Genomic DNA, 22,399 nt, shown 5'->3' with positions numbered 1-22,399 from the left:
GATTAGAGGAGTGCTTGATATTTTCAAGGACTTCTCTATTTTTATCGAACCTTGTTTTAAAAGGGGAGATTTTTATGCTGGTAGGAAAAACTGCTGATGGCTTAGTCATCAACCTGCTAAACTATTCAAAAGATGAGGTCGAGAGACTGCGAAAAAAACTCTTTTTTTGTCCCAGTTGCGGTTCAAGTCTGATTTTAAAAAATGGGGCAGTCATACGGGCACATTTCGCACACAAAAATTCAACGGAGTGTTCCAGTTTTAGCGAAGGGGAAACCGAGGAGCATTTGTTGGGGAAAAGCTTGATTGCAAGCTGGTGTGAAAGTGACGGCATTGCTTATGAACTAGAGGCATATTTACCAGAATTACAGCAGCGGCCGGATGTCTTGCTGGAAGGGAAGTATGCCATCGAATTTCAGTGCAGTTTTTTATCTGCGAAGCGGATGGAAGAGCGGACCAATAACTATTTACAGCATGGCTACCAAGTCATTTGGCTTTTAGGCAGACGCTTTTTTATGAAAGAAAAAATAACTAATGTTCATCGCTTGTTTTTAAATAGGAATACGAAATTAGGTGTATATCTTTGGGAACTGGATGTAGACCAGTCAGGTATTAGATTGCTGTACCATATTGAACAATTATCTTTCCTGCCAGAAGTGTTTTATAGTCAAAAATATTGGCAAAAAGAACAGGACTCCCTGTTAGCTGTTTTAGCCTATCCTGAAAGAGCAAAATTATTTTTGCAGCGTCGGTATGATTTACTGCCCCTTTACCAAAAACAGAGGCAAGTAATCCAAAAAAACTTGGCGGCTAAAACTCCTTCGTTTCTAAAAGAGCAGGAGCAGTTGTATTTACTGGGAACCAATTTTTCCGTGCTTCATCCAATCTTTTTTCTGCCTCCTGTCAACTGTAGTTTGGGAGATTTATCCGGACTGTACTGGCGAGTGAAATGTTGGTGTCACTTAGCAGATAGCCGGACGATTGGGTACAAACATCTTTTGAATCAGCTCTTAACAGAAAAAAATCGTATACCTATTACAAGTCGTCCGATTGAGCAAGAGGAATGGCAGGAGATGCTTTATTCTTGGCTGAATATATTGGTGAAGTTCAACTATATTTCAGTTGAAAAAGGGCACATCCACTGTCTTAAAATGTTGGCTATCGTTATCGACGAACCTTCAAGAGAAGTTTTTCTTGAAAAAATGATGAGAAATAAGACTTACATCAGTCGTCTGCCGAAACAAATATGATATCATGAATATGTATTAAAATGGAGAGGGGTTTTATACGATATGAGTACACCAAAACAATTACCAAAGCGTGAAGAGTTGCCGGAAGCCTTCACATGGGATTTAACTAAAATTTTTGAAAATGACGAGGCTTTCGAAAAAAAGGTCGCCCATTTTGAAAATGAAATTCCTAAAGTGAAAGAATTTCAAGGAACTCTTGCGGAAGGACCAGAGAAATTTTTACAAGCTATCGAAGGTATGCTGGCGTTGATGCGTGAGTTGGAAACAATGTACGTATACGCTCACTTGAAAAATGATCAGGACACTGCGAATACAAAATATCAGGGCATGTACGGAAAGATGAGCAGTTTGGCAGCGAAAGCGTCTGAGGCTGTGTCATGGTTTGAACCTGAGTTGCTGCAGCTATCTGACGAAGCTATCTGGGCTTATTTTGAACAAGAACCTAAGTTGGCAGTCTATCGCCAAATGATACGTTCTGTTTTGGAAGAACGTCCTCATGTGTTGTCAGAAAAAGAGGAAGCACTGTTAGCAGGCGCAGGTGAAATTTTTGGTGCCCCTGGTGATATCTTTTCGATTTTAAATAATGCTGATTTGAAGTTTCCGGTTATTGAAGGAGAAGATGGGGAACCAGTTCAGCTATCCCATGGTGTCTATGGGAAACTGATGGAAAGCGTGGACCCAAAAGTTCGTGAAGAGGCATTTAAAGGTCTTTATAGTGTGTATGAACAATTTCAGCACACCATGGCAAGCACATTATCCAGTGATGTGAAAGTTCACAATTTTAGAGCTAATGTCCGTAATTATCCATCTGCCCGAGCAGCTGCAATGGCAGGCAATCACATTCCGGAAGCAGTTTATGATACATTGATCGATGTGGTGCGCAAGCACTTGCCTTTGCTGCATCGCTACGTGGCACTGCGCAAAAAAATTCTCGGCGTAGAAAAATTACATATGTATGATATGTATACGCCGATTTTAGGAGAAGCGCCTATCCGCTATTCTTATGAGGAAGCAGTGGAAAAAGCAAAAGCTGCCTTGAAGCCGTTAGGAAAAGAGTATGGTGCCATCGTAGAAGAAGCGTTTGAAAATCGCTGGATCGATGTGATTGAAAATCAGGGGAAACGAAGTGGAGCTTATTCTTCGGGAGCATATGACACTGCCCCTTATATTTTGATGAACTGGCATGACAGTTTAGATCAGCTTTATACATTGGTGCATGAAATGGGTCATAGTGTTCACAGTTATTTCACACGCAGCAATCAGCCCTATGTCTACGGTGATTATTCTATCTTTTTAGCAGAGATCGCTTCTACCACTAATGAAAATATTTTGACAGAACATCTATTGGCAACTGAAACTACGCCGGAAGTTCGTGCTTTTATTTTAAACCGTTATTTAGACGGCTTTAAGGGAACGATTTTCCGTCAAACACAATTTGCTGAATTTGAACATTTTATTCATGTGGAAGATGCTAAAGGGACACCGCTGACAAGTGAGTTTTTAAACCAGCACTACGCTGAGCTGAACACTGAATACTATGGTCCAGAGGTAGAAAAAGACCCGGAAATCGCACTGGAATGGTCTCGGATCCCTCATTTTTATATGAACTACTATGTATTCCAATATGCGACCGGCTTTGCGGCTGCCTCAGCACTGGCAGATAAAATCTTAGAGCAAGAAGAAGGCGCCTTGCCTGCTTACTTAAACTATTTGAAAGCAGGCCGCAGTGACTATCCGATCGCTATTATGCAAAAAGCGGGCGTAGACATGACCAAGTCGGATTATTTGGAAGACGCTATGAAAGTGTTTGAAACACGTTTGAATGAATTCGAACAATTGATTGACACGCTAAATCCATCAGAAAAATAGAAATGTATTCTGAAACTAATATTTTAAGGTGAACTAAAAAGAGTCAACCTCTCTAGACGGTTGACTCTTTTATATTGCCCGAAAACAGGTGTCGTGGGACTTGGTTTCTACGATGATTGCAAGTTGCCCATTATAAAAACGTCATGGTGTTTTTTAGCTTAAATCAGTCTAGTTTTCGCGCAGGTGCATCTTCTAAGAATCAAATAAATCACTATAAAAAATATCAGATGTCATTTGATGCAGATACTGATTTAAGTTGTCAAGATTATTAAACAGTTTCTGCACTGTCTCGCTGGAAGGGTTGACCACTAAAACGCCAAAGTCTTCATCCTTTCCATAATTGAACGTGACGATAGCCGGACGTTCTGCTGCTCCCATCTCGAGAGCAAGGCGTTGTTCCGTTAAAAATATATTTTTAACTTGCTTGGAAGGGCGGTCAGAATAAAACATGTCGATATTTGCCCCGACTTTGTTGAGGGACTCCAAGACGAGATTTTTTGAATAGGGTTGATTTTCTAATAAAATACGTTCCTGCAGATGCAAAAGAAAGTCCCTTCCTTTTTTCTTTCCTTGCAGCTGAACGGCTTTATAGTCCAGCACCGTGGAGTAATTGATGCTGAAAAGATCATTTCTTGTTGTTAAATCAGTAGGAAGTTGCGTAAATTGAATAAATTGCCTAAAACTTTTTAAATTTAGTAAAGGAATAAAACGCAAAGCGATGGGCCGTTCATATTGATGGGTCAGTTCTATGATTTTCTTTTCTACTTCTAAACAGTTGAGGCAAAGGGGATGCATAAAAAAATAAATTTCAATCATGTGCTCACTCCTGTGCTCTATGCATTTCATTTTGCTGTGTTTTTATAGCACGTAAAATTTTGTTTTCTGTTTTACGGGTGGGGATCTGATGCTGTGTCAAAAAATCAATAAAAAATTGTTTTCCCTCTAAAAAATCACTGGTTTCAAGTTCGAGTTCGAAGTCATGTTTTCCGTGATACCAACTCTCGTCTAAGACCAGCAAAACATCTTTTGTTAATTGTTTTTCAGCTCTTCTAGTTTTTAAGGAAGCAATCAAGTACAGAGGGTCTTCAACGGACTTCAAAAATGGAAGTTTCGTTAAAATAGTACTGGATGTTGGAAATTTTTTATCAGCTTTAAAAGTATCAGCTTGTTGGAGAGATAGCGGTTCAGTGGTTTCTAAAAGCCCTTCTTCCAAGGGCGTTTTTAAGGTTATTTCGTTTGCATTTGATTTGAGGCGGATTCTTAGGGCAGCACCCATCTTTTGAACTTCTCGTCTAGTAGTATCAAAGTAATAGTTTTCTTGAGTAAAAAAAAGCTCTTCGGAAATGTCGTAATACGCCTTCAACTTTAAAAATTCAGCTTCGGTCAGGAGGTTCTTAAATTCAACCTCGATTGTTTCTTCCATAGACTCCCCCCTCCTCCATCTACCTTTATTTTCGCTTATTTTGTCTAATTAGTCAACGAATTGCATTATGGCTGTATTATGATGACCCGACTAACTTTTTCGGTATAAATATGCTAAAATGTAGGTTGTATGATTGCTAGACTGGAATGAGGGATTGTAATGACACAAAACTGGGATGATTTTTTAATACCTTATGAGCAAGCTGTTTCAGAGCTGAAAATCAAGCTGAAGGGAATTCGAAAACAATTTCGCGATCAAGGGGAAGCATCACCGATCGAGTTTGTGACAGGAAGGGTCAAACCAAAACAAAGTATTATCACAAAGTCTAAAATAAGGGGCATCACTCAGGAAAACATTGAGCGGGAAATGCAAGATATCGCCGGTTTGAGAATTATGTGCCAATTTGTTGATGATATTTATACAGTGGTAAAGTTGATTAACCAAAGAAATGACATGCGAGTGATTCAAGAACGTGACTATATAGCCAACAAGAAAGAGAGCGGCTACCGTTCGTATCATTTGATTATCGAGTATCCCGTTCAATCTGTTTCGGGGGAGAAGAAAATTTTAGCAGAAATTCAAATCCGCACCTTAGCGATGAACTTTTGGGCGACGATCGAGCATTCACTTAATTACAAATATCAGGGGGATTTTCCTGATGAAATCAAACAGAGATTAAAAAACGCTTCAGAGGCGGCTCATTCGCTGGATGAGGAAATGTCGCAGATCCGTGAGGAAATTCAAGAAGCCCAGCATCTTTTTTCCCATGGCAAGGGGCAAGCAATCGATGAATATTATCAACAATTTGTTAAAGAGGAGCCTTAATAGACAGAGAGGGAAAACACATGGGTATTTCTATCATTTCTAATGCCACAAAACATTCACTGAAAAAAAAGCGGGAGCTAGAGGATCTGATCAGAAAAAAAGGCCTGACACTTAGTGAGAAAAATCCTGACATCGTCATCAGTATTGGCGGCGACGGGACATTGCTGGCTGCTTTTCACCGCTATGTCCATCAGTTGAATACCATTCGTTTTATCGGTATTCACACGGGACATTTAGGCTTTTACACTGACTGGCGAGATTATGAATTAGAAGAGCTGGTGGACAGTTTGGCAGCTGATGTTGACAATTCAAGTGTCAGTTATCCTTTGCTGGACGTGCAGGTAAATTATACAGATCAGCGGGAGTCTAAGCATTTTTTGGCGTTGAATGAATGTACCATTCGCCGGGTGACCGGAACCATGGTAGGCAATGTTTTTATCAAAGGGGAACTATTTGAAAATTTTCGAGGGGACGGGCTGTCCGTTTCTACACCGACGGGTTCTACCGCTTATAACAAAAGTATCGGCGGAGCGGTGATTCATCCTCAAATTAATGCGCTGCAGCTGGCAGAGATCGCATCGATCAACAACCGGGTATATCGGACTTTGGGGTCGCCGTTGATTATTGCGAGTAATGAATGGATTTCCATTCAGCTGGAAAGTCATAATGACCACGTGTTGTCAGTGGATCAATTAATACTGTCAGAGGAAAATATCAAGCAAATTGATTATAAAATCGCAGATGAACGGATTCACTTTGCTTCCCATCGGCACACTAACTTTTGGAGTCGTGTGAAGGATGGGTTTATTGAAGGAACTGAGTTGAAGGATGAATTGATGTAATGGAATTTACTTGGAAATATTCAGCAGGAGAGCCGACGTTGTTGCGGACTTTTTTGCGTGATAAAGGAATCTCTAGAGGTTTGTTAGCTAAAATAAAATTTCAAGGAGGACTTCTCCGAGTCAATGGCAAGGTTGAAAATGTTCTCTATACATTGACCGCTGACGATATCGTCAGTGTCATGATTCCTGATGAAGTTGGGCACGACAGTTTAGTTGGGGAAGCTGTCCCTTTATCTATCGTATTCGAAGATGAGCATCTTTTGGTAGTGAACAAGCCCAGCGGCGTTCCGTCCATCCCTGCACAGTATCATCCGAGGGGCACGATGGCTAACCGGGTGAAAGGTTACTATCAGGGAAAAAATTATGCCGATCAAGTCGTTCACATTGTCACCCGTTTGGACAAGGACACCACAGGTTTGATGTTGTTTGCCAAACATGGCTATGCTCATGCGTTGATGGACAAGCAGCTGAGAAAGCGAACTTTGATAAAAAAATATCAGGCGCTTGTCAGCGGTCGGCAAGAGGCGCTGCAAAAACACGGCGTCATCGAATGTCCGATTTTGCGAGATGAGACATCCCTTATCAAGCGGAAAACCGGAGCAGAAGGTGTGGAGGCTATGACGGAGTATTGGTTATCAGAAGAGTTTAAAGAGTATGCGTTAGTGACGATTCAGCTGCATACAGGCAGAACTCATCAAATCCGTGTTCACTTTGCGGCTTTAGGATGTCCCTTAGTAGGAGATGATCTCTATGGCGGGAATATGGCTTTAGGGTTGTCTCGTCAGGCACTGCATTGTTCAGAATTGAAATTTACCCATCCTTTTACTGGTGAAAGTCTTCATTTAAAACAAGAGCTGCCCCCGGATTTAAATCAATTTGTGATGTTAGGAGAGCTATAGATGGATGAAGAGATGTTAGTGAGTTTTCCCGCGTTATTTGAATGCTTGCAGCAAGATCAGCTAAATGAATTCAGGGATATTTTTTTTGATTTGCACGTTTATGAGCAAGGACAGTTTTACTTGTCTTTAGACGCTGAGGACCGGCAGAAATTGTATACATATTTGTCCCCGCAAGAAATGGCGAACATGTTTGATGTTATTGAGGAAGATCAGGAAGACGTGGATCAGCTCTTAAAGGAGATGGATCCAAATTATGCTTCGGACATGCTGACATTTATGTTTACTGATAATGCGGTCGATACATTGAACCAGCTTGATAAAAAAGATGTGTCGATGTATTTGAGTATCATGGAACCGGAAAGTGCGAAAGAAATTAAAAACCTTTTGCATTATGAAGATGATACGGCTGGTTCGATCATGACGACAGAATATGTGGCAGTAGAGGCAGAACAAACGGTAGCATCTGCTTTGCAGTATTTAAAAAAAGTCGGTCGGGAAGCAGAAATTATTTATTATATTTTTGTGACAGATGAAGATGGCTTTTTAGTTGGGGTTATTTCTTTGAGAGATTTGATTGTCAGCGACGAGGAAGAATTAATCAAAGATGTGATGAGCGAGCGGGTCGTGTCGGTAAAAGTCGGAGACGATCAGGAAGATGTTGCCAGAATGATTCGTGATTATGATTTCCTCGCCATGCCGGTGACAGACTACAGGAATCGTTTGCTTGGAATCATTACAGTGGATGATATTATCGATGTCATCGATGAGGAAGCAGCCAGTGATTATTCTGGACTTGCGGGGGTAGACGTGGAAGAAGTGGCAGACAATCCGTTTCAATCTGCGGCGAAACGTCTGCCGTGGCTGGTCACACTGCTGGTTTTGAGTATGTCCACCGCTACGTTGATTGGACATTATGAAGCTCTTGTCAGTAAAGCAAGTATCCTTGCAGTTTTTATTTCTTTGATTACCGGGACAGCCGGCAATGCTGGGACTCAGTCATTGGCTGTTGCGGTTAGAAGATTGGCACTGCAAGCGAACGACCGGAGTTTTTTCAGATTGATTTTAGCAGAGATATTGACAGGTCTGATCACAGGACTCATTACCGGATTTACTATTTGTGTGCTCGTAGGGGTCTGGAAACAAAACTTCATGTTGGGATTTGTGATTGGTTTTGCGATGATGTGTGCCATCACAGTGGCTAATTTAGCCGGCAGCTTGATTCCCATGGTCATGGACAAGCTGGGCTTTGACCCTGCGGTTGCCAGTGGTCCCTTTATCACCACGTTAAGTGATTTGACCAGTGTCTTGATTTATTTTAATATTGCGGGCATATTTATGCAGTATTTTATTAAATGAAAATACCGAAGTTTGCTATTGTAGATAAGCTGTTCTCTGACTTATGCAGGCACAGGACAGCTTTTTTGTGTCGTTAAATAAGGCATAAGGACCGGCAGAAATTTCCGCCAGTCCTTATGATCTAAGTTATAAATTTTAAATTCAAAATGTTTTTCTGAATGATTTTCCAAATAGTTGCCAATTGCGGAACATCTGATGAGAAGTGAATAGTATCAGAGATTGTGAGCCGGCGTTTGACCAACGTTGGCAGATATCTTTTTGACGGGGCAGATATTTCGCCGGTATCCCCGCTGATTTTTAGACGATTCTAGTTCCATGGACTTCTGAAACACCAAGTGTACCCGCTACTTCTTCCGAGTTTTCCTTTGTAATGCCGCCTCCTGGTAAAATAATGAGGCGATGGTTGGCGTAAGCTATCAGTTCTTTTAAATGAGCAAAATTTTCATGAATCAGAGTGCCTGCAGGTCCGCCGTGGGTCAGGATTCTATTCACACCATTTTCAGATAGCCAATCAATAGCTTTAAATTGTTCTTCTTTAGGTAAAGAGTCAAAGGCCATGTGGAAAGTGATTTGCAGACCATCCGCTTTATCAATGAGACGTTCAAGGGCATCGGTGTCGATAGTTTCGGCATTTTCAGTCAAACAGCCAAACACCACACCATCAGCTCCGATTTTTTTGGCTTCCAACAAATCGATTTCCATCATTTTTAATTCCGTATCATTATAGTAGAAATCTCCTTCCCGGGGACGAATCATGGTCATGACAGAAACATTTTTTTCATGACAATAATCAATGGTTTCAGCCATGACACCGGTACTGACAGATGTTCCTCCAACATGGAGATTGTCACAAAGTTCGACTCGTTTAGCTCCGTTTTGAATTGCTTGAGGGATATGGGTGAAATTTTCCGCACAAAATTCTTTAATCACAGTAAGACCTCCAATAGTTTTCTTCAGTGTAACATAATTTTTCAGAAACCGTAACGCAGCGAAAAAAATAATAAATTGTGCTATGATAAAAAAGAAAATGAGAGGTTTTCTTTCCTATACGAGAAAAGTAATTGAAACTAGCGAGTAAACCTTTGAAAAGAATTAAATACAGGATGACATAAGGAGAAATGAAATGTTACAAAAGAAAATCGATCGGGCAGCCGAATTTATTCAAAGGCACGGACATCTGCTTCGTTGTCCCAAGTGTCATGATGAGTCTATTGAAATAAAAGGCTACAGCATTACTTGTAGTCAGGGGCATGTTTATGACTTATCCAAAAAAGGAAATTTATATTTACTGGACAAAAAAATCGATACTGAATATAATCGGCAAATGTTGATTCATCGCCAGAAAATGATTGAGACAGGGATGTATCGCCCCATGTTGGAAAAAATTGCAAATATTTTAAAAGAGGACGACAGTGACTATTTGCTGGATGCCGGATGTGGTGAAGGCAGCTTCTTAAATCAATTGGATAAGTTAGAAGTTCCCGGTGTAAAAATTGGGTGTGATATTTCTAAGGAGGGGATTGAATTAGCTACAGGCCATGAAATGTCTGCGCTTTGGCTTGTGTCAGATTTGACTAATCTTCCGGTTGCCAGCCATTGCCTCACCCATGTGCTGAATATTTTTTCGCCAAGCCATTATGGTGAATTCGAGCGGGTTCTGCAAAGAGGGGGCAAGGTTATCAAAGTCATTCCAGAAGCGGGTTATTTAAAAGAACTTAGAGAATTATTTTTAGGAGAGAAAAACAAATCTAGCTATTCTAATCAAAAAGTCTATGCTCACTTCGAGGAAGCGATGACTACTGTCCATAAAGAGCGAATCACTTATAATTTTAATATTCCTAAAGAGCGCTATGAGGACTTTTTAAGTATGTCGCCATTAAGCTGGCAGGCAACGGATGAGGCTAAAAAAAGGGCGATACTGCATCCTATCGAAGAAGTAACGGTTGACGTGCTGCTTTTATCAGGAGTTTTCAGAAATTAGTTCAATAATTACCGAAAATGCCCTTGCAAAAAACTAAACGTTCTGATATAGTATGTTTAGTTGTTTTCATTGGTTTTTATCAGATTCCTGTTCTGATAAAAGTTAGTGAAAAAGCATCACTAACGTAACGGACTCGCCGTGAATAAACACCGAGCCGATACGTTTTTTTTATTTTTACTGACAAATGGAGGCTAGTGCCATGACAAATCACATTGTATTGTTTGAACCACAAATTCCTGCAAACACAGGGAATATTGCCAGAACGTGTGCGGCGACCAATGCTCCGCTTCATTTGATCGAGCCGCTGGGTTTTTCAACAGATGATAAACATTTAAAAAGAGCAGGCTTAGATTACTGGCATGATGTGAATATTTTCTATCATGAGTCGCTGCCTGATTTTCTGAAAACAGCCCAAAAGGGACAACTGCACTTGATTACAAAGTTTGCCAGAAAAACCTATGCTGAGGTTCAGTATAATGATGAACAGGACCATTATTTTATCTTTGGCAAAGAAACGACAGGCTTGCCGGAGTCATTTATGAGAGAGTATGAAAAGGACTGTCTGCGTATTCCTATGAACGACGAGCATGTCCGTTCGTTGAATCTTTCCAACACCGTTGCTTTGGTGCTGTATGAGGCTTTGCGTCAGCAAGATTTTCCTCAGTTGGAACTGACACATGTGTATGAAAATGACAAATTGTCCTCAGAGGAAGTATAACCATGGTTTGAGTTGACGATTGACACGATAAAATAGATTATTAGGTGAAGTTTTTATCAATTTTCTTAGTTTGTAGTATAATGAACGAGACGAGTGGAGGTAAGGCAATGTTTGGTCTGAGTGAAGAAATTATTCGTTACCTAATCGTGGGCGTGTTAACGACCCTCGTCAATTTTTCTGTTCATTTTATTTGCCGAAGAGTGTTTAAAATCAACATGAATCTTTCCATGGTTGCTGCTTGGTTTTTTTCAGTGTTGTTTGCTTTTGTGACGAACAAATTTATCGTCTTTCAAAATTACAACACAGAATTTCAGAGCTTGCTTAAAGAAACCTTGCTTTTTTTTGGAGCTAGAGTAGCTTCGCTAGGAGTAGAGTTCGTGATGATGAATCTTTTGGTAGAAAAAATGAAACTAAAAGAGAGTTATGCTAAAATTGGGACACAATTCTTTATTGTCGTCATCAATTATGTTTTTAGCAAAGTCATTATTTTTAAATAGTAGTGCAATTTTGAGCGATAGGGAAAGAGAGATGAGGGACGTGGCAAAGCAATTTGCTGATGATAGTTTGGTGCTACACACTGATTTATATGAATTAAATATGATGAAAACTTACTGGGATTTGGGCAGAGACAAGCGTCATGCAGTGTTCGAATGCTATTTTAGGGATATGCCGTTTAAAAATGGTTATGCAGTTTTTGCCGGATTGGAACGGGTGATAAACTATTTAAAATCTTTAAAATTCAGCGAGTCTGACATTGAATATCTGCGTGAAGTGGAAGGTTACCCAGAGGATTTTCTAGATTATTTAAAAGAGTTCCGCTTTAGTTGTACGGTTCGTTCTGTAGTGGAGGGAGAACTAGTTTTTAATAACGAACCTCTTATTCAGGTGGAAGGACCTCTAGCGGAATGCCAGCTAATTGAAACAGCATTGCTGAATATCGTGAACTATCAAACGTTGATTGCCACTAAAGCTTCTCGCATCCGATCGGTCATAGGAGAAGACTTGTTCATGGAGTTTGGTTCTCGTCGAGCTCAGGAGATGGATGCGGCGATTTGGGGGACACGTGCGGCCTATATTGGCGGCTGTGATGCTACCAGCAATGTACGGGCTGGAAAAATATTCGGCATTCCTACTAGCGGAACCCATGCTCATTCCTTAGTTCAGTCTTATTTAGATGATTACGAAGCATTTAAGGCTTACGCTCAGACGCATAAAGATTGTGTTTTTCTTGTGGACACTTATGATACATTGAAATCTGGCGTTCCTAATGCTATTAAAGTAGCAAATGAATTTGGCGATAAAATCAATTTTCTTGGGGTCCGGATCGATAGCGGAGATATGGCGTATATTTCTAAAAAAGTTCGTAAACAATTAGATGAAGCCGGCTATCCCAATGCTAAAATCTATGCTTCCAACGATTTAGATGAAACAATGATTATGAACTTGAAAATGCAGAAAGCAAAAATCGATGTTTGGGGTGTGGGCACGAAGTTGATTACTGCTTTTGATCAGCCGGCCCTAGGTGCTGTTTTCAAAATAGTCGCAATCGAAAACGATCAGGGAGAAATGGTCGACACCATTAAACTTTCCAGTAATGTTGAAAAAGTATCCACGCCCGGAAAGAAACAAGTTTGGCGTATCACAAGAAAATCCAATCAAAAATCTGAAGGGGATTATGTGGCCTTGTGGGATGAACGTCCTGACTTGCAAGAAGAAGTCTTTATGTTCCATCCAGTCCACACCTTTATCAATAAAACAGTAAAAGATTTCATTGCTCGTCCATTGTTGCAGGAAATTTTTGTAGATGGGAAATTAGTGTATGAACTGCCTACCCTAACAGAAATCAAGGCATCCGCCACCAGAAATCATGATTCACTGTGGGAAGAGTACAAGCGGGATCTTAATCCGCAGATTTACCCTGTTGACTTATCGCAAGCCGCTTATGACAATAAATTAGCGATTGTCGAAAAAGTGAGAGAAGAAATGAGAGCATTAGTGGTAGATCAAGGAGAAAAAAGATAAAATGACTGACTCCGTGAACTAGGAACTTTTCCTTAGCTTGCGGAGTGTTTGTATTAGGGATTTGATTCTATCATTGACATAAATTATGAGTTTTACTTAGCGCAAAGGGAAATGAAAGTTTACTTTGAGATTGGAAAAACGAGATAGAAAAACCTAGGTGGGGGAAAACTGGTTTTGCTGATTTAATCGATAATGGTCTGGTTCAATAAGCTGCTTATTATAGTGGGAGGTATCATTATGAAGTCTTTACAAGAAGAAATCATTAAAAAACTTGGGGTCAAAGCATCTATAAATCCTGAAGAAGAAATTCGCAGAAGAATCGATTTTCTGAAAAAATATTTGTTGACCCATCCATTTTTAGAAACATATGTCTTAGGCATCAGCGGTGGGCAGGATTCTACCCTTGCAGGACGATTGGCTCAAATGGCAGTGACAGAATTGCGAGAGGAAACAGGTAGAAAAGACTATCGTTTTATTGCTATTCGCCTTCCTTATGGTGAACAGGCAGATGAAACGGACAGTCAGAAAGCCCTAGACTTTATCCAACCCGATGAGCGATTGGCGATTAATATAAAAACATCTGTTGACAGCTTAGTGGCTGAGTTTACTAATGAAGGTTTTAGCATCGGAGATTTTAATAAAGGAAACATCAAGGCGCGGCAGCGGATGATTGTTCAATACGCTGTGGCAGGTGAAAGAAAAGGGGCGGTAATCGGAACAGACCACGCTGCTGAATCTATCACAGGATTTTATACGAAGTTTGGCGACGGGGCGGCAGATTTATTACCCCTTTCAGGATTGAATAAAAGACAAGGTCGACAATTGCTGGAGCACTTATCGGCTCCGTCGGATTTATACGAAAAAATTCCAACAGCAGATTTAGAAGATAACAAACCACTTGTGGCAGATGAGGAAGCACTAGGTGTGACCTATGAAGCTATCGATGATTATCTTGAGGGAAAAGAGATTTCAAAGGAAGCGAAAGTAAAAATCGAACAGCTATACCAGCAAAGCGAACATAAGCGTCATTTGCCGATTACTCTTTGGGACAGCTTTTGGAAAAAGTAATGTTAAAAACACAAAAACCTGCCAGCACAACGGTTGACACCTTGTACTGGCAGGTTTTATTTATTCAAAAGCCACGTTTGAGCCTCTTCAGCCATTTGTTTATTTGAAGTCACTAAAATGATTGTCAGCTGCTCTTCAGTGGCGATTTTTTCAAGTGCAGGAAAAAGGTCCAGCCAAAATTGTTTTAAAATAATTTCTTTGGAATCTTCAAAGGCGATGATTGGTTTTTGCTGAGCGACTGAGTGGATAAAATTAATCAATAACAGTTGCTCAGGACTTAATTTTTCTGGCGTATCTTCTAAAAAATCTTTATCCAAGCGGAAATATGCCCACCACTTTTTTAAGATTTTTAGATATTCTTTCCGTCGTTTGAAAGAAACACTTGAGAATAATTGCTGTTTGATGGATAAATAGGGCAACAATGTGCCGTTGTCTCGAATAATATGTCCATTACTTTGGATATCGATAGCTGCTGATTGTTCTTTTGGGCACAGAAAAATATAAAATCCGTCATCAAGTTCATTCGTGAGTCCCACTTTTTTTCCATCCTTATTTCCCCGTGAGATCAAGACCTTCAATAATATTCACCCTTTCTATTTTGAAGATACTTAGTGATGATTGCATAAAATTTGTGAAAATCGAACTCTATTTAATACTTTTTAGCCGAAAACATTGTGTAAGGCAGAGTGACTAAAAGAATAACACCCAAAAGAGCGAGAGTTAGAAAGAAAAATTTTCTTAGTAGAATGCTGCTGAAATAACGTACGGTTAATTGCCGATTATCTTTATGTATGCTATAACCTCTTTCAGGGTTTAAGGGAAACATCAGTTTTTCCTCTTCTTTGGACTCTGGAAGTTGAAACGATTTTTCCTGTTTTTCCAAATTTATACTGAGTGTGTCATCAAAGACAGCTTGATTTTGGTTTCGTACGTTGACAATAATCGAGTTGAAAAAAATAAAAGAAAGAGCAACGGTTAAAACAAAACTAATAAATAAAGTAGCAGACCATGTAAGAAATGCTTGCGCAATGATTTTTCTTTTAGAAAATCCCAGATTAAAGGAGGCAGTAATTTCATTTTTTTGAAACAGGGTAATGACGATGACCAATATAGTTAACAGACATAAAATAATTGCCCAGACTTTCATATTCAGAAGAGCATACTGATTTTGAATGTCGTGATAGCTGGAATTTATCAGTTTTATGACAGGATGATGTCGGTCGGAGATTCCTATACTTTCCCAAGTTTTTAGCTTATTTTGCCAATTCCAACGGTTGACGGAGGATAACAAGCTGACATAACTCAAGGAAATGACACTAAACATAAAAAACGCAGTCAGTAAGACAGCCATTTTTTTATGGTATCGAATTTTTTTAAAGACGAAGGTCAGCCTACTCATGTTATCCCACCTCTTGCACTTAAGTGTACCCTTTAATTGTGAATAAAATGTGATAAAACCATTGAAATTAAGCGAAATAAAAAGACTGGTTGAGTTGAGAGGATGGCAATATTAAAAAATTCAATAAAAATTTTCTTTTGAGGTTTTTATGTGTGTCGAAAATGAAAATACTGAAAATATTTCAGTCTAGAATTAAAGCGGGAATATAAAAATGACTGCTTGGTATTAGCTTTCTAACTAAATTAGTCTTAAAGTAAGAATAATTCAAATCCAAGCATCTATTCATCGGTGCTGCATATAAGGTGGAAATGTAGATGTATGTCATGTTTATTTTTATTTTCGATGTAGGGATAAGACTGTCCAAGGTGAATATAAAGAAAATATTGAAGAAATAATCAGAGGATTTTGTGCGAGAAAACATAAAATGCGCTGAAATCATTTTTGTCAAAAAGGACTAAGAGACTTGTGAATAAGATAAATTTTAAGATAGAGGCTAAAGCATGTTTTCTTGCAAGTCTAAACAAATGGAATTTCCTAATCTCAAGATTTTAAAGAGATTGCTAACTTTTTGGACATGGAAAGTTGCAAGAACTAAAGCTGATTAGTTTACGTTTTAATGTAATAAGAATTGGTTAAGATCCTTCAAGGTGTAATTTATTGGTAGTGCAGAAAGAGATTATATTTTTGTTTATTCTAAAAACGTGTAAAAATGATTACTCTTTTTTTACACGTTTTTTAGAGACTGGTTTCCTACTCTGTTTCTTTATGTGCTGTAACTGAATTTCTTTTTATTAATGAAGTATTAATGAGTTGACAGGAACTGTGAGTTTGTTTTTTTTCTATCATTTTGGAGATTCTTTCGAGTGTCGCTTGAACAATTTGCTTAATTGGTACATGAATGGTACTTAACTCTGGCGAAATGACGGTTGCTTCTGGGATATCATCAAAACCAATGATAGAAATATCTTCTGGAATTCGATAGTCGATTTCAGTTAGTGTTTTGACTAGACTAATAGCAATATAATCATTTTCACAGAAAATGGCACTTGGTAAATTATGGAGATTTTTTAAATATGTCTCATGTAATAGCTGGTCGGTGATCTTCATACCTGGAAATTCAATAAAAAAATCCTGATTGACATATAATTGATGATCTTCTAGACAGTCACTGAATCCCTTTTGCCGCTCAGAAAAGTTGTACATTCTGGTTTGCGACATAGCATAACCTATGCTGGTGTGACCTTCTGAGACCAAATGTTTTGCAGCAAGATAACCTCCTTGATAATTATTAATGGCAACGAAATCGACATCCAATTTTTGAAAACAGGTGTCAATTACGACTAAGTTCTTTTGAATCTCTTTAATTTGGAGAATGTCATCTTCTGATAAATTAGTTCCTAGTAAAATAATAGCACTAGAAGCCTGTTCTGTTTCCAGATGTTTTAACTCTTTTGAAATCATTTCCTTGTCTATGGTCGATAGCAAGAGTGAATAAGAGTAATGATTGATTTCATCAGCTAATTTAGAAATTAGCTGACTAAAAAAAGGCATGGTCTGATAATTATCGGTTACAATATCTCCACTTGTACAAGCTAAAAAACGTATTAGTTTAGTTTGCTTTTTTTTATTTTTATTAACTTTGCGTAAAGGGACGTAATTATATTCTTTGGCGATATCCAAAATAATTTTTCTAGTTTCTTCGCTAACTCCAGGTTTATCATTGAGAGCTAAAGAAACAGCAGACTTTGAGACGTTCGCCAATCGAGCTATATCTTCTATTTTCATGAATGACTCCTTATGTAGATGTTATCATGTCTCATTATAACACTAGCTGTGGTTTATAGTAAACTATTTTAGTTTAGTTCTTTTTTATAAAACAAGCTAAAAAATAGTTGTAAATTAGTATTGTTGCTGGTATACTTTAGTAAAGTAAGCGCATTTAGTTTATATAAACTAAGGAGGAGTAATATGGGAAATATAAAAATTGGCTTTGCGCCCACACGAAGAGATATCTTCAGCGCGCCAGATGCTGTGAAGTATGCTAATTTAACAAGAGAGAAACTACGGGAGTTAAAAATTGATTTCGTAGATATCACGGAATTCAATGAAGATGGTCTATTGTATGATGATGATCACATGGAGCTAATCGCTGAAAAATTTAAGAAGGAAAAAATTTCTGGTTTATTTTTGCCACATACTAATTTTGGGACGGAATACGTATGTGCTCGTCTGGCTAAGAAATTAGATGTTCCAGTATTGCTTTGGGGACCAAGAGATGAACGACCGGAACCAGATGGTTATCGGTTACGCGATACACAATGCGGTTTATTCGCAACAGGAAAAGTTCTGAGACGTTTCAAAGTTCCTTTTACTTATTTAACGAACTGCCGTTTAGACGATCCGGAATTTGAAAGAGGACTTAGAGATTTTCTGGCTGTTTGTAATGTGGTTGAAACATTTAAAAACACTCGTATTTTACAGATCGGCCCCCGTCCGTTTGATTTCTGGTCAACAATTTGCAATGAAGGAGAGTTGCTTGAGAAATTTAATATCCAATTGTCTCCGATTCCGATGCCGGAGTTGATCAAAGAAATTAAACGGATAAAAAAAGAAGGAGTCCCAGAAATCCAAGGAGTGGTTAATCATTGTCAGAAGTGCGCAATTATTAAAATTAAGGAAATAGATTTGGAAATGGTTGCAGCATTGAAAGTGGCAATGAAAAATTTATGCGACAAGTATGGATGTAATGCGATAGCTATTCAGTGTTGGAATGCCTTGCAAGATGAAATTGGGATAATGCCGTGTGCAGCAAATGCTATGTTGATTGACGAAGGGATCCCAACAGTCTGCGAGACAGATATTCATGGGGCTATCTCCTGCTTACTTATTGAGGCAGCTACTTTCGGTCAAAATAAAAGTTTCTTTGCAGATTGGACAGTTCGCCACCCTGATAATGAAAACGGTGAACTTTTACAGCACTGTGGACTGTTTCCATTTTCTGTGGCAAAAGACAAACCTGCAATAGGTTATCCTTTAGCATTTGATCATCCTGGATCAGTAGAAGGTGAGGCAAAACATGGAGATTTAACATTGTGCCGCTTTGATGGCGACAATGGAGAATACTCTTTATTACTAGGAAACGCTAAAGGAATTGATGGCCCATACACCAAAGGCACTTATTTGTGGGTGGAGGTTGATAACTTAAAGCGGCTGGAAGAAAAAATTGTCACTGGACCATATATTCATCATGTCAGTGGCGTTCATCAAGATGTGGTTCCAATTCTTTATGAGGCTTGTAAATATATCGGTGTTAAAGCTGATTTGTATGATCCAATTGAAGAAGATGTTAAGGCATATTTGCGTGGTGAATAGAAAGGAATGAATGAGATGACTCATACATTAAAAAGAAAAGCCAATCAGATAAGAAAAGATATTATGAAGATGATTTATCGAGCAAAAACCGGCCATACTGGTTCGGATCTGTCGTGTGCAGATATATTGGTCACACTTTACTATCATGTTTTAAAGATTGACCCTCAAAATCCTGATGATCCGGAACGTGATAGATATGTGCAGAGTAAAGGGCATGCTGCAGAAGTGCTTTGGGCAGTTTTGGCTGATAAAGGTTTTTTTGAAAAAGAAGAACTATTAACTTTTTCTCAGTATCAGTCGCGCCTTATAGGACATCCAAACAATCAGGTGCCAGGAGTTGAAATGAATACAGGATCTTTAGGACATGGTCTAGCAGTTTCTACGGGGATGGCGTTAGCAGCAAAGATGGATAAAAAACCATATAAAGTCTATACGCTAATGGGAGATGGTGAGCTTGCTGAAGGATCTGTGTGGGAAGGTGCGATGGCGGCTGCACACTATCAATTGGACAATTTAACAGCAATTATTGATCGAAATGGTCTGCAAATCACTGGAAAATCTGAGGACGTGATGGGAATCGATCCTTTAGCTGATAAATGGCGTTCTTTTGGTTGGCAGGTGCTAGAAGTTGACGGGAATGATGTTGATCAATTGATCAGCGCGTTCGGATTTCCAAATGAAGTAGGAAGACCAAAGATGATTATTGCCCATACGGTAAAGGGCAAAGGTGTTTCTTTGGCTGAAAATACTCCAGAGTGGCACCATTATGTTCCTTCTGAAGAAGAATATACAGCTGCATTGAATGATTTAGATAATTTTATGGGAGGGACTAGTCATGACAAATAAAAATACAATCCCGAATCGACAAGCAATGTGTAACACGCTGATTGAAACAGCAACTCGTGATGAAAATATTGTAGTTTTGACTAGTGATTCAAGAGGTTCTGCTTCTCTAAAAGCATACGCGGAAGCCTTGCCTGAGCAAATGGTAGAGGTAGGGATAGCAGAACAGAATATTGTAGGTATTGCAGCTGGATTAGCCCACTCAGGCAAGCGTCCATTTGCTGTATCGCCAGCTTGTTTTTTAAGCATGCGAAGTATTGAGCAAGTTAAAGTAGATGTGGCCTATTCTAATATGAACGTCAAACTTGTTGGAATCAGTGGCGGTGTCAGCTACGGTGCTCTTGGAATGAGTCATCACTCCTTACAGGATTTTGCGGTAACCAGAGCAATCCCCAATTTACAAGTATTAGTTCCAGCGGATCGCTTTGAAACGATGGCGATGTTTAGAGAATTAGTGAAAAGTTCCCAGCCGGCATACATTCGTTTGGGACGGAATCCGGTGGCAGATTGTTATGAACATGCTGATTATGGTTTTGAAATTGGCAAGGCTGTCAGGATGACGCAGGGGGATGATATCACACTTATTGCGACGGGTGAGACAGTTAGAGTTGCACTAGATGCAGCAGAACTTCTTGGAAAGCAAAATATCTCAGCCGAAGTGATTAATATTCATAGTATCAAACCTTTGGATACGAATGCTATTATTTCTTCCGCTAGAAAAACAGGGGTAGTTATCACTGTAGAAGAGCATAGTATTCATGGAGGCTTAGGTGCTGCTGTTGTTGAGACGCTTGCCATGGAGCGAGACGTAGTCACTAAGATTATTGGATTTCCTGATGAAGAGCTAGTGACGGGGACTTCGCCAGAGCTCTTTGCTCACTATGGTCTGGAGAAAAACAATTTAGTTAAAATAGCTAGGGAAATGTTGGGAGAGTCATATGGTGATAGCGAAGGTTAAAAAGAAATTAGTGATTGATCAAAGTACTTCTGGAACAAAACTTTTGCTAGTTGAAATTTCAGGAGACATACGAATCATTGATCGTCTGGATTTGCCTCATAAGCAAATTTTTCCTCAGCAAGGTTGGGTTGAACATGATCCCAAGGAAATCATGTCCAACGTTTATCTGTTGTTAGAACAGATGTTGACGAAACACACTCTACTAGCGGCTGATATAGAGAGCCTGTCTATTACGAATCAGAGAGAAACTATTGTTTGTTGGGATAAATTGACAGGCGAGCCGATTTACAACGCCATCGTTTGGCAATGTAACCGTAGCGTTTCGTTATGTAATCAATTAATTGATGCAGGGCTTGAAAACCTCATTCAGAAAAAAACGGGCTTGAAAATCGATTCTTATTTCTCGGGTTCAAAAGTTAAATGGTTAATGAATAGTATTCCAGAGATGAAAAAAAAGGTACAACAGAATAGACTAGCAGTAGGGACGATGGATAGCTGGCTTATTTGGAATTTATCAAATCGCCAAGTATTCGCAACAGAACCTAGCAATGCGAGTCGGACATTATTTTATAACATTTATGAAATGCAGTGGGATCAAGAATTATGTGAAATTTTTGATGTGCCAATAACGTGTTTGCCGGAAGTGAGAAATTCCTCAGATAACTTTGGAAACTATCAAGGGATTTCTGTCACAGGAATCATGGCAGATTCTCAGTCAGCGCTTTATGGTCAAAAATGTATACACCCAGGGGACACAAAAGCTACTCTTGGCACTGGTTGCTCAGTTATGATGCAACTTGGAGAGGATATAAAAATCCAAAACGATAAGGTGTTGACAACTATTGCTTGGAGTGAAGCTGGTCAGACAAACTACGCATTGGAAGGAATTATTCGTTCCTTTGGTGATACCCTGGTTTGGCTTCGGGACAGTCTAGGACTGATTGTTGATATTGAGGAAGCTGCACTGGAAGCGTTTCTTCAGGCTGACAGCAAAGGCGTTTATTTTATTCCTGCTCAGCTGGGTCTAGGAGCCCCTTTTTGGCAACCTGAAGCTCGTGCCCGTTTCGTAGGTATGAATCGTAGCACGACAAAAATAGATTTAATTCGCGCCAGCTTTGACAGCATGGCTTTTCAGATTAAAGCAGTCATCGATGAAATGGAGCTGGCTAGCGGAATTAAAATAGCTAAGATTCGAGTGGATGGAGGGGCAACTAAGAATCAAGAGTTGATGCAATTGCTAGCGGATTTGACACAAAAGTCAGTTGTCATCGGGCAGGCTGAAGAACTCTCGGCGTTGGGAGTGATAAGATTGGTGCTGACACGTGAAGGATATCGTTTATCAGAAACATTAACCAATGAGCGCGAAATCAAACCAACGTCTTCAAGGTATGGAGGCTATTATTTAAAGTGGAAACAGTTGATTGAAAGCGAGTTAATCTGAGCTTTGAAAGTGGAGTATAGATTTTTAGAAGGAGAAAATAGGAATAATAGTCTTTCAGAATAAGGTAAGGAGAGGGATTAATTAGAGAATTATCTGATTAGGTGAATTCTGAAGTCATTGCTAGTGGGAAAAGCTT

21 protein-coding genes are annotated in these 22,399 nt (G+C 39.2%); 15 read left to right on the top strand and 6 right to left on the bottom strand.

Features of this window, described 5'->3' with window-relative positions:
- Positions 1 to 74: 74 nt before the first annotated feature.
- Both CBF29_RS02040 and pepF read left to right on the top strand, forming a co-directional pair.
- A complete protein-coding gene (locus CBF29_RS02040) occupies positions 75 to 1,247 on the top strand; it encodes a competence protein CoiA (protein ID WP_126806759.1) in 1,173 nt (390 codons plus the stop codon).
- Between the two features lie 42 nt (positions 1,248 to 1,289).
- Positions 1,290 to 3,116 carry an oligoendopeptidase F gene (gene pepF / locus CBF29_RS02035; RefSeq protein WP_126806757.1) on the top strand — a complete coding sequence of 609 codons (1,827 nt, stop codon included), beginning with the start codon at positions 1,290 to 1,292 and terminating at the stop codon, positions 3,114 to 3,116.
- A gap of 192 nt (positions 3,117 to 3,308) precedes the next feature.
- Here the strand turns inward: pepF and CBF29_RS02030 are convergent, their stop codons facing one another.
- Positions 3,309 to 3,932: a DsbA family protein gene (locus tag CBF29_RS02030; protein WP_170169961.1), complete on the bottom strand. Its 624-nt coding sequence runs from the start codon at positions 3,930 to 3,932 to the stop codon at positions 3,309 to 3,311.
- A 4-nt stretch (positions 3,933 to 3,936) separates the two neighbouring features.
- Positions 3,937 to 4,539 (bottom strand): CYTH domain-containing protein, encoded by a 603-nt coding sequence (locus tag CBF29_RS02025; RefSeq protein WP_126806753.1) that lies wholly within the window; start codon positions 4,537 to 4,539, stop codon positions 3,937 to 3,939.
- Between the two features lie 159 nt (positions 4,540 to 4,698).
- On the opposite strand from CBF29_RS02025, the gene yjbM reads away from it, so the two are divergent.
- Genes yjbM through mgtE form a run of 4 tightly spaced genes read left to right on the top strand, consistent with a single transcriptional unit; the run spans position 4,699 to position 8,461 of the window.
- On the top strand, positions 4,699 to 5,364 hold the full coding sequence (gene yjbM, locus CBF29_RS02020; protein ID WP_126806751.1) for a GTP diphosphokinase: 666 nt from the start codon (positions 4,699 to 4,701) through the stop codon (positions 5,362 to 5,364).
- Positions 5,365 to 5,384: 20 nt separating this feature from the next.
- The gene (locus tag CBF29_RS02015) at positions 5,385 to 6,206 is read left to right on the top strand and encodes an NAD kinase (protein ID WP_126806749.1); all 822 of its coding nucleotides are present in this window, start codon (positions 5,385 to 5,387) and stop codon (positions 6,204 to 6,206) included.
- Positions 6,206 to 7,105, top strand: coding sequence for an RluA family pseudouridine synthase (locus CBF29_RS02010; protein WP_126806747.1), 900 nt, complete (start codon positions 6,206 to 6,208; stop codon positions 7,103 to 7,105). Before CBF29_RS02015 ends, CBF29_RS02010 begins: the two co-directional genes overlap by 1 nt.
- Entirely contained in the window at positions 7,106 to 8,461 is a 1,356-nt protein-coding gene (mgtE, locus tag CBF29_RS02005; protein WP_126806745.1) for a magnesium transporter, read from the top strand.
- A 297-nt stretch (positions 8,462 to 8,758) separates the two neighbouring features.
- Here mgtE and CBF29_RS02000 read toward each other — a convergent pair whose 3' ends face one another.
- On the bottom strand, positions 8,759 to 9,391 hold the full coding sequence (locus CBF29_RS02000) for a copper homeostasis protein CutC (protein WP_126806742.1): 633 nt from the start codon (positions 9,389 to 9,391) through the stop codon (positions 8,759 to 8,761).
- Positions 9,392 to 9,584: 193 nt separating this feature from the next.
- On the opposite strand from CBF29_RS02000, the gene CBF29_RS01995 reads away from it, so the two are divergent.
- From CBF29_RS01995 to nadE, 5 genes are all read left to right on the top strand, one after another.
- Complete coding sequence (locus CBF29_RS01995; protein ID WP_126806740.1) at positions 9,585 to 10,442, top strand: methyltransferase domain-containing protein; 858 nt, start codon at positions 9,585 to 9,587, stop codon at positions 10,440 to 10,442.
- A gap of 199 nt (positions 10,443 to 10,641) precedes the next feature.
- On the top strand, positions 10,642 to 11,160 hold the full coding sequence (trmL, locus tag CBF29_RS01990) for a tRNA (uridine(34)/cytosine(34)/5-carboxymethylaminomethyluridine(34)-2'-O)-methyltransferase TrmL (RefSeq protein ID WP_126806738.1): 519 nt from the start codon (positions 10,642 to 10,644) through the stop codon (positions 11,158 to 11,160).
- Positions 11,161 to 11,267: 107 nt separating this feature from the next.
- A complete protein-coding gene (locus CBF29_RS01985) occupies positions 11,268 to 11,657 on the top strand; it encodes a GtrA family protein (protein ID WP_170169960.1) in 390 nt (129 codons plus the stop codon).
- A 100-nt stretch (positions 11,658 to 11,757) separates the two neighbouring features.
- Entirely contained in the window at positions 11,758 to 13,182 is a 1,425-nt protein-coding gene (locus CBF29_RS01980; protein WP_425469881.1) for a nicotinate phosphoribosyltransferase, read from the top strand.
- 237 nt (positions 13,183 to 13,419) lie between these two features.
- On the top strand, positions 13,420 to 14,250 hold the full coding sequence (gene nadE, locus CBF29_RS01975; RefSeq protein WP_126806732.1) for an ammonia-dependent NAD(+) synthetase: 831 nt from the start codon (positions 13,420 to 13,422) through the stop codon (positions 14,248 to 14,250).
- Positions 14,251 to 14,306: 56 nt separating this feature from the next.
- Here nadE and CBF29_RS01970 read toward each other — a convergent pair whose 3' ends face one another.
- The 3 genes from CBF29_RS01970 to CBF29_RS01960 form a co-directional block, all read right to left on the bottom strand.
- The gene (locus CBF29_RS01970) at positions 14,307 to 14,786 is read right to left on the bottom strand and encodes a hypothetical protein (protein ID WP_126806730.1); all 480 of its coding nucleotides are present in this window, start codon (positions 14,784 to 14,786) and stop codon (positions 14,307 to 14,309) included.
- A gap of 113 nt (positions 14,787 to 14,899) precedes the next feature.
- On the bottom strand, positions 14,900 to 15,649 hold the full coding sequence (locus CBF29_RS01965; protein WP_126806728.1) for a hypothetical protein: 750 nt from the start codon (positions 15,647 to 15,649) through the stop codon (positions 14,900 to 14,902).
- Between the two features lie 750 nt (positions 15,650 to 16,399).
- The gene (locus CBF29_RS01960; RefSeq protein WP_126806726.1) at positions 16,400 to 17,434 is read right to left on the bottom strand and encodes a LacI family DNA-binding transcriptional regulator; all 1,035 of its coding nucleotides are present in this window, start codon (positions 17,432 to 17,434) and stop codon (positions 16,400 to 16,402) included.
- A 183-nt stretch (positions 17,435 to 17,617) separates the two neighbouring features.
- Between CBF29_RS01960 and CBF29_RS01955 the strand changes: the two genes are divergently transcribed.
- From CBF29_RS01955 to CBF29_RS01940, 4 genes are read left to right on the top strand one after another with little or no spacing between them, the layout of a single operon-like run.
- Positions 17,618 to 19,021, top strand: a complete 1,404-nt coding sequence (locus CBF29_RS01955; protein WP_126806724.1) for an L-fucose/L-arabinose isomerase family protein — start codon at positions 17,618 to 17,620, stop codon at positions 19,019 to 19,021.
- 15 nt (positions 19,022 to 19,036) lie between these two features.
- Positions 19,037 to 19,867, top strand: coding sequence for a transketolase (locus tag CBF29_RS01950; RefSeq protein WP_425469876.1), 831 nt, complete (start codon positions 19,037 to 19,039; stop codon positions 19,865 to 19,867).
- Positions 19,857 to 20,822, top strand: coding sequence for a transketolase family protein (locus tag CBF29_RS01945; protein ID WP_126806720.1), 966 nt, complete (start codon positions 19,857 to 19,859; stop codon positions 20,820 to 20,822). The genes CBF29_RS01950 and CBF29_RS01945 overlap by 11 nt, the downstream gene beginning before the upstream one ends.
- Positions 20,803 to 22,263 carry an FGGY-family carbohydrate kinase gene (locus tag CBF29_RS01940; RefSeq protein WP_126806718.1) on the top strand — a complete coding sequence of 487 codons (1,461 nt, stop codon included), beginning with the start codon at positions 20,803 to 20,805 and terminating at the stop codon, positions 22,261 to 22,263. Before CBF29_RS01945 ends, CBF29_RS01940 begins: the two co-directional genes overlap by 20 nt.
- Positions 22,264 to 22,399 lie beyond the last annotated feature (136 nt).

It is taken from the genome of Vagococcus elongatus, from assembly GCF_003987645.1.
Lineage (GTDB): Bacteria > Bacillota > Bacilli > Lactobacillales > Vagococcaceae > Vagococcus_A > Vagococcus_A elongatus.
This window is presented reverse-complemented; position numbering and strand designations above follow the sequence as displayed.

Coding starts and splice junctions, on each gene's coding strand:
- CBF29_RS01950 (WP_425469876.1), top strand. CDS start 19,037: ATGACTCATACATTAAAAAGAAAAGCCAATCAGATAAGAAAAGATATT.
- mgtE (WP_126806745.1), top strand. CDS start 7,106: ATGGATGAAGAGATGTTAGTGAGTTTTCCCGCGTTATTTGAATGCTTG.
- pepF (WP_126806757.1), top strand. CDS start 1,290: ATGAGTACACCAAAACAATTACCAAAGCGTGAAGAGTTGCCGGAAGCC.
- CBF29_RS02040 (WP_126806759.1), top strand. CDS start 75: ATGCTGGTAGGAAAAACTGCTGATGGCTTAGTCATCAACCTGCTAAAC.
- CBF29_RS02030 (WP_170169961.1), bottom strand. CDS start 3,932: ATGATTGAAATTTATTTTTTTATGCATCCCCTTTGCCTCAACTGTTTA.
- CBF29_RS02015 (WP_126806749.1), top strand. CDS start 5,385: ATGGGTATTTCTATCATTTCTAATGCCACAAAACATTCACTGAAAAAA.
- CBF29_RS01940 (WP_126806718.1), top strand. CDS start 20,803: ATGGTGATAGCGAAGGTTAAAAAGAAATTAGTGATTGATCAAAGTACT.
- CBF29_RS01995 (WP_126806740.1), top strand. CDS start 9,585: ATGTTACAAAAGAAAATCGATCGGGCAGCCGAATTTATTCAAAGGCAC.
- CBF29_RS01985 (WP_170169960.1), top strand. CDS start 11,268: ATGTTTGGTCTGAGTGAAGAAATTATTCGTTACCTAATCGTGGGCGTG.
- CBF29_RS02025 (WP_126806753.1), bottom strand. CDS start 4,539: ATGGAAGAAACAATCGAGGTTGAATTTAAGAACCTCCTGACCGAAGCT.
- CBF29_RS01945 (WP_126806720.1), top strand. CDS start 19,857: ATGACAAATAAAAATACAATCCCGAATCGACAAGCAATGTGTAACACG.
- CBF29_RS02010 (WP_126806747.1), top strand. CDS start 6,206: ATGGAATTTACTTGGAAATATTCAGCAGGAGAGCCGACGTTGTTGCGG.
- CBF29_RS01960 (WP_126806726.1), bottom strand. CDS start 17,434: ATGAAAATAGAAGATATAGCTCGATTGGCGAACGTCTCAAAGTCTGCT.
- CBF29_RS01980 (WP_425469881.1), top strand. CDS start 11,758: ATGATGAAAACTTACTGGGATTTGGGCAGAGACAAGCGTCATGCAGTG.
- CBF29_RS01965 (WP_126806728.1), bottom strand. CDS start 15,649: ATGAGTAGGCTGACCTTCGTCTTTAAAAAAATTCGATACCATAAAAAA.
- nadE (WP_126806732.1), top strand. CDS start 13,420: ATGAAGTCTTTACAAGAAGAAATCATTAAAAAACTTGGGGTCAAAGCA.
- trmL (WP_126806738.1), top strand. CDS start 10,642: ATGACAAATCACATTGTATTGTTTGAACCACAAATTCCTGCAAACACA.
- CBF29_RS01955 (WP_126806724.1), top strand. CDS start 17,618: ATGGGAAATATAAAAATTGGCTTTGCGCCCACACGAAGAGATATCTTC.
- yjbM (WP_126806751.1), top strand. CDS start 4,699: ATGACACAAAACTGGGATGATTTTTTAATACCTTATGAGCAAGCTGTT.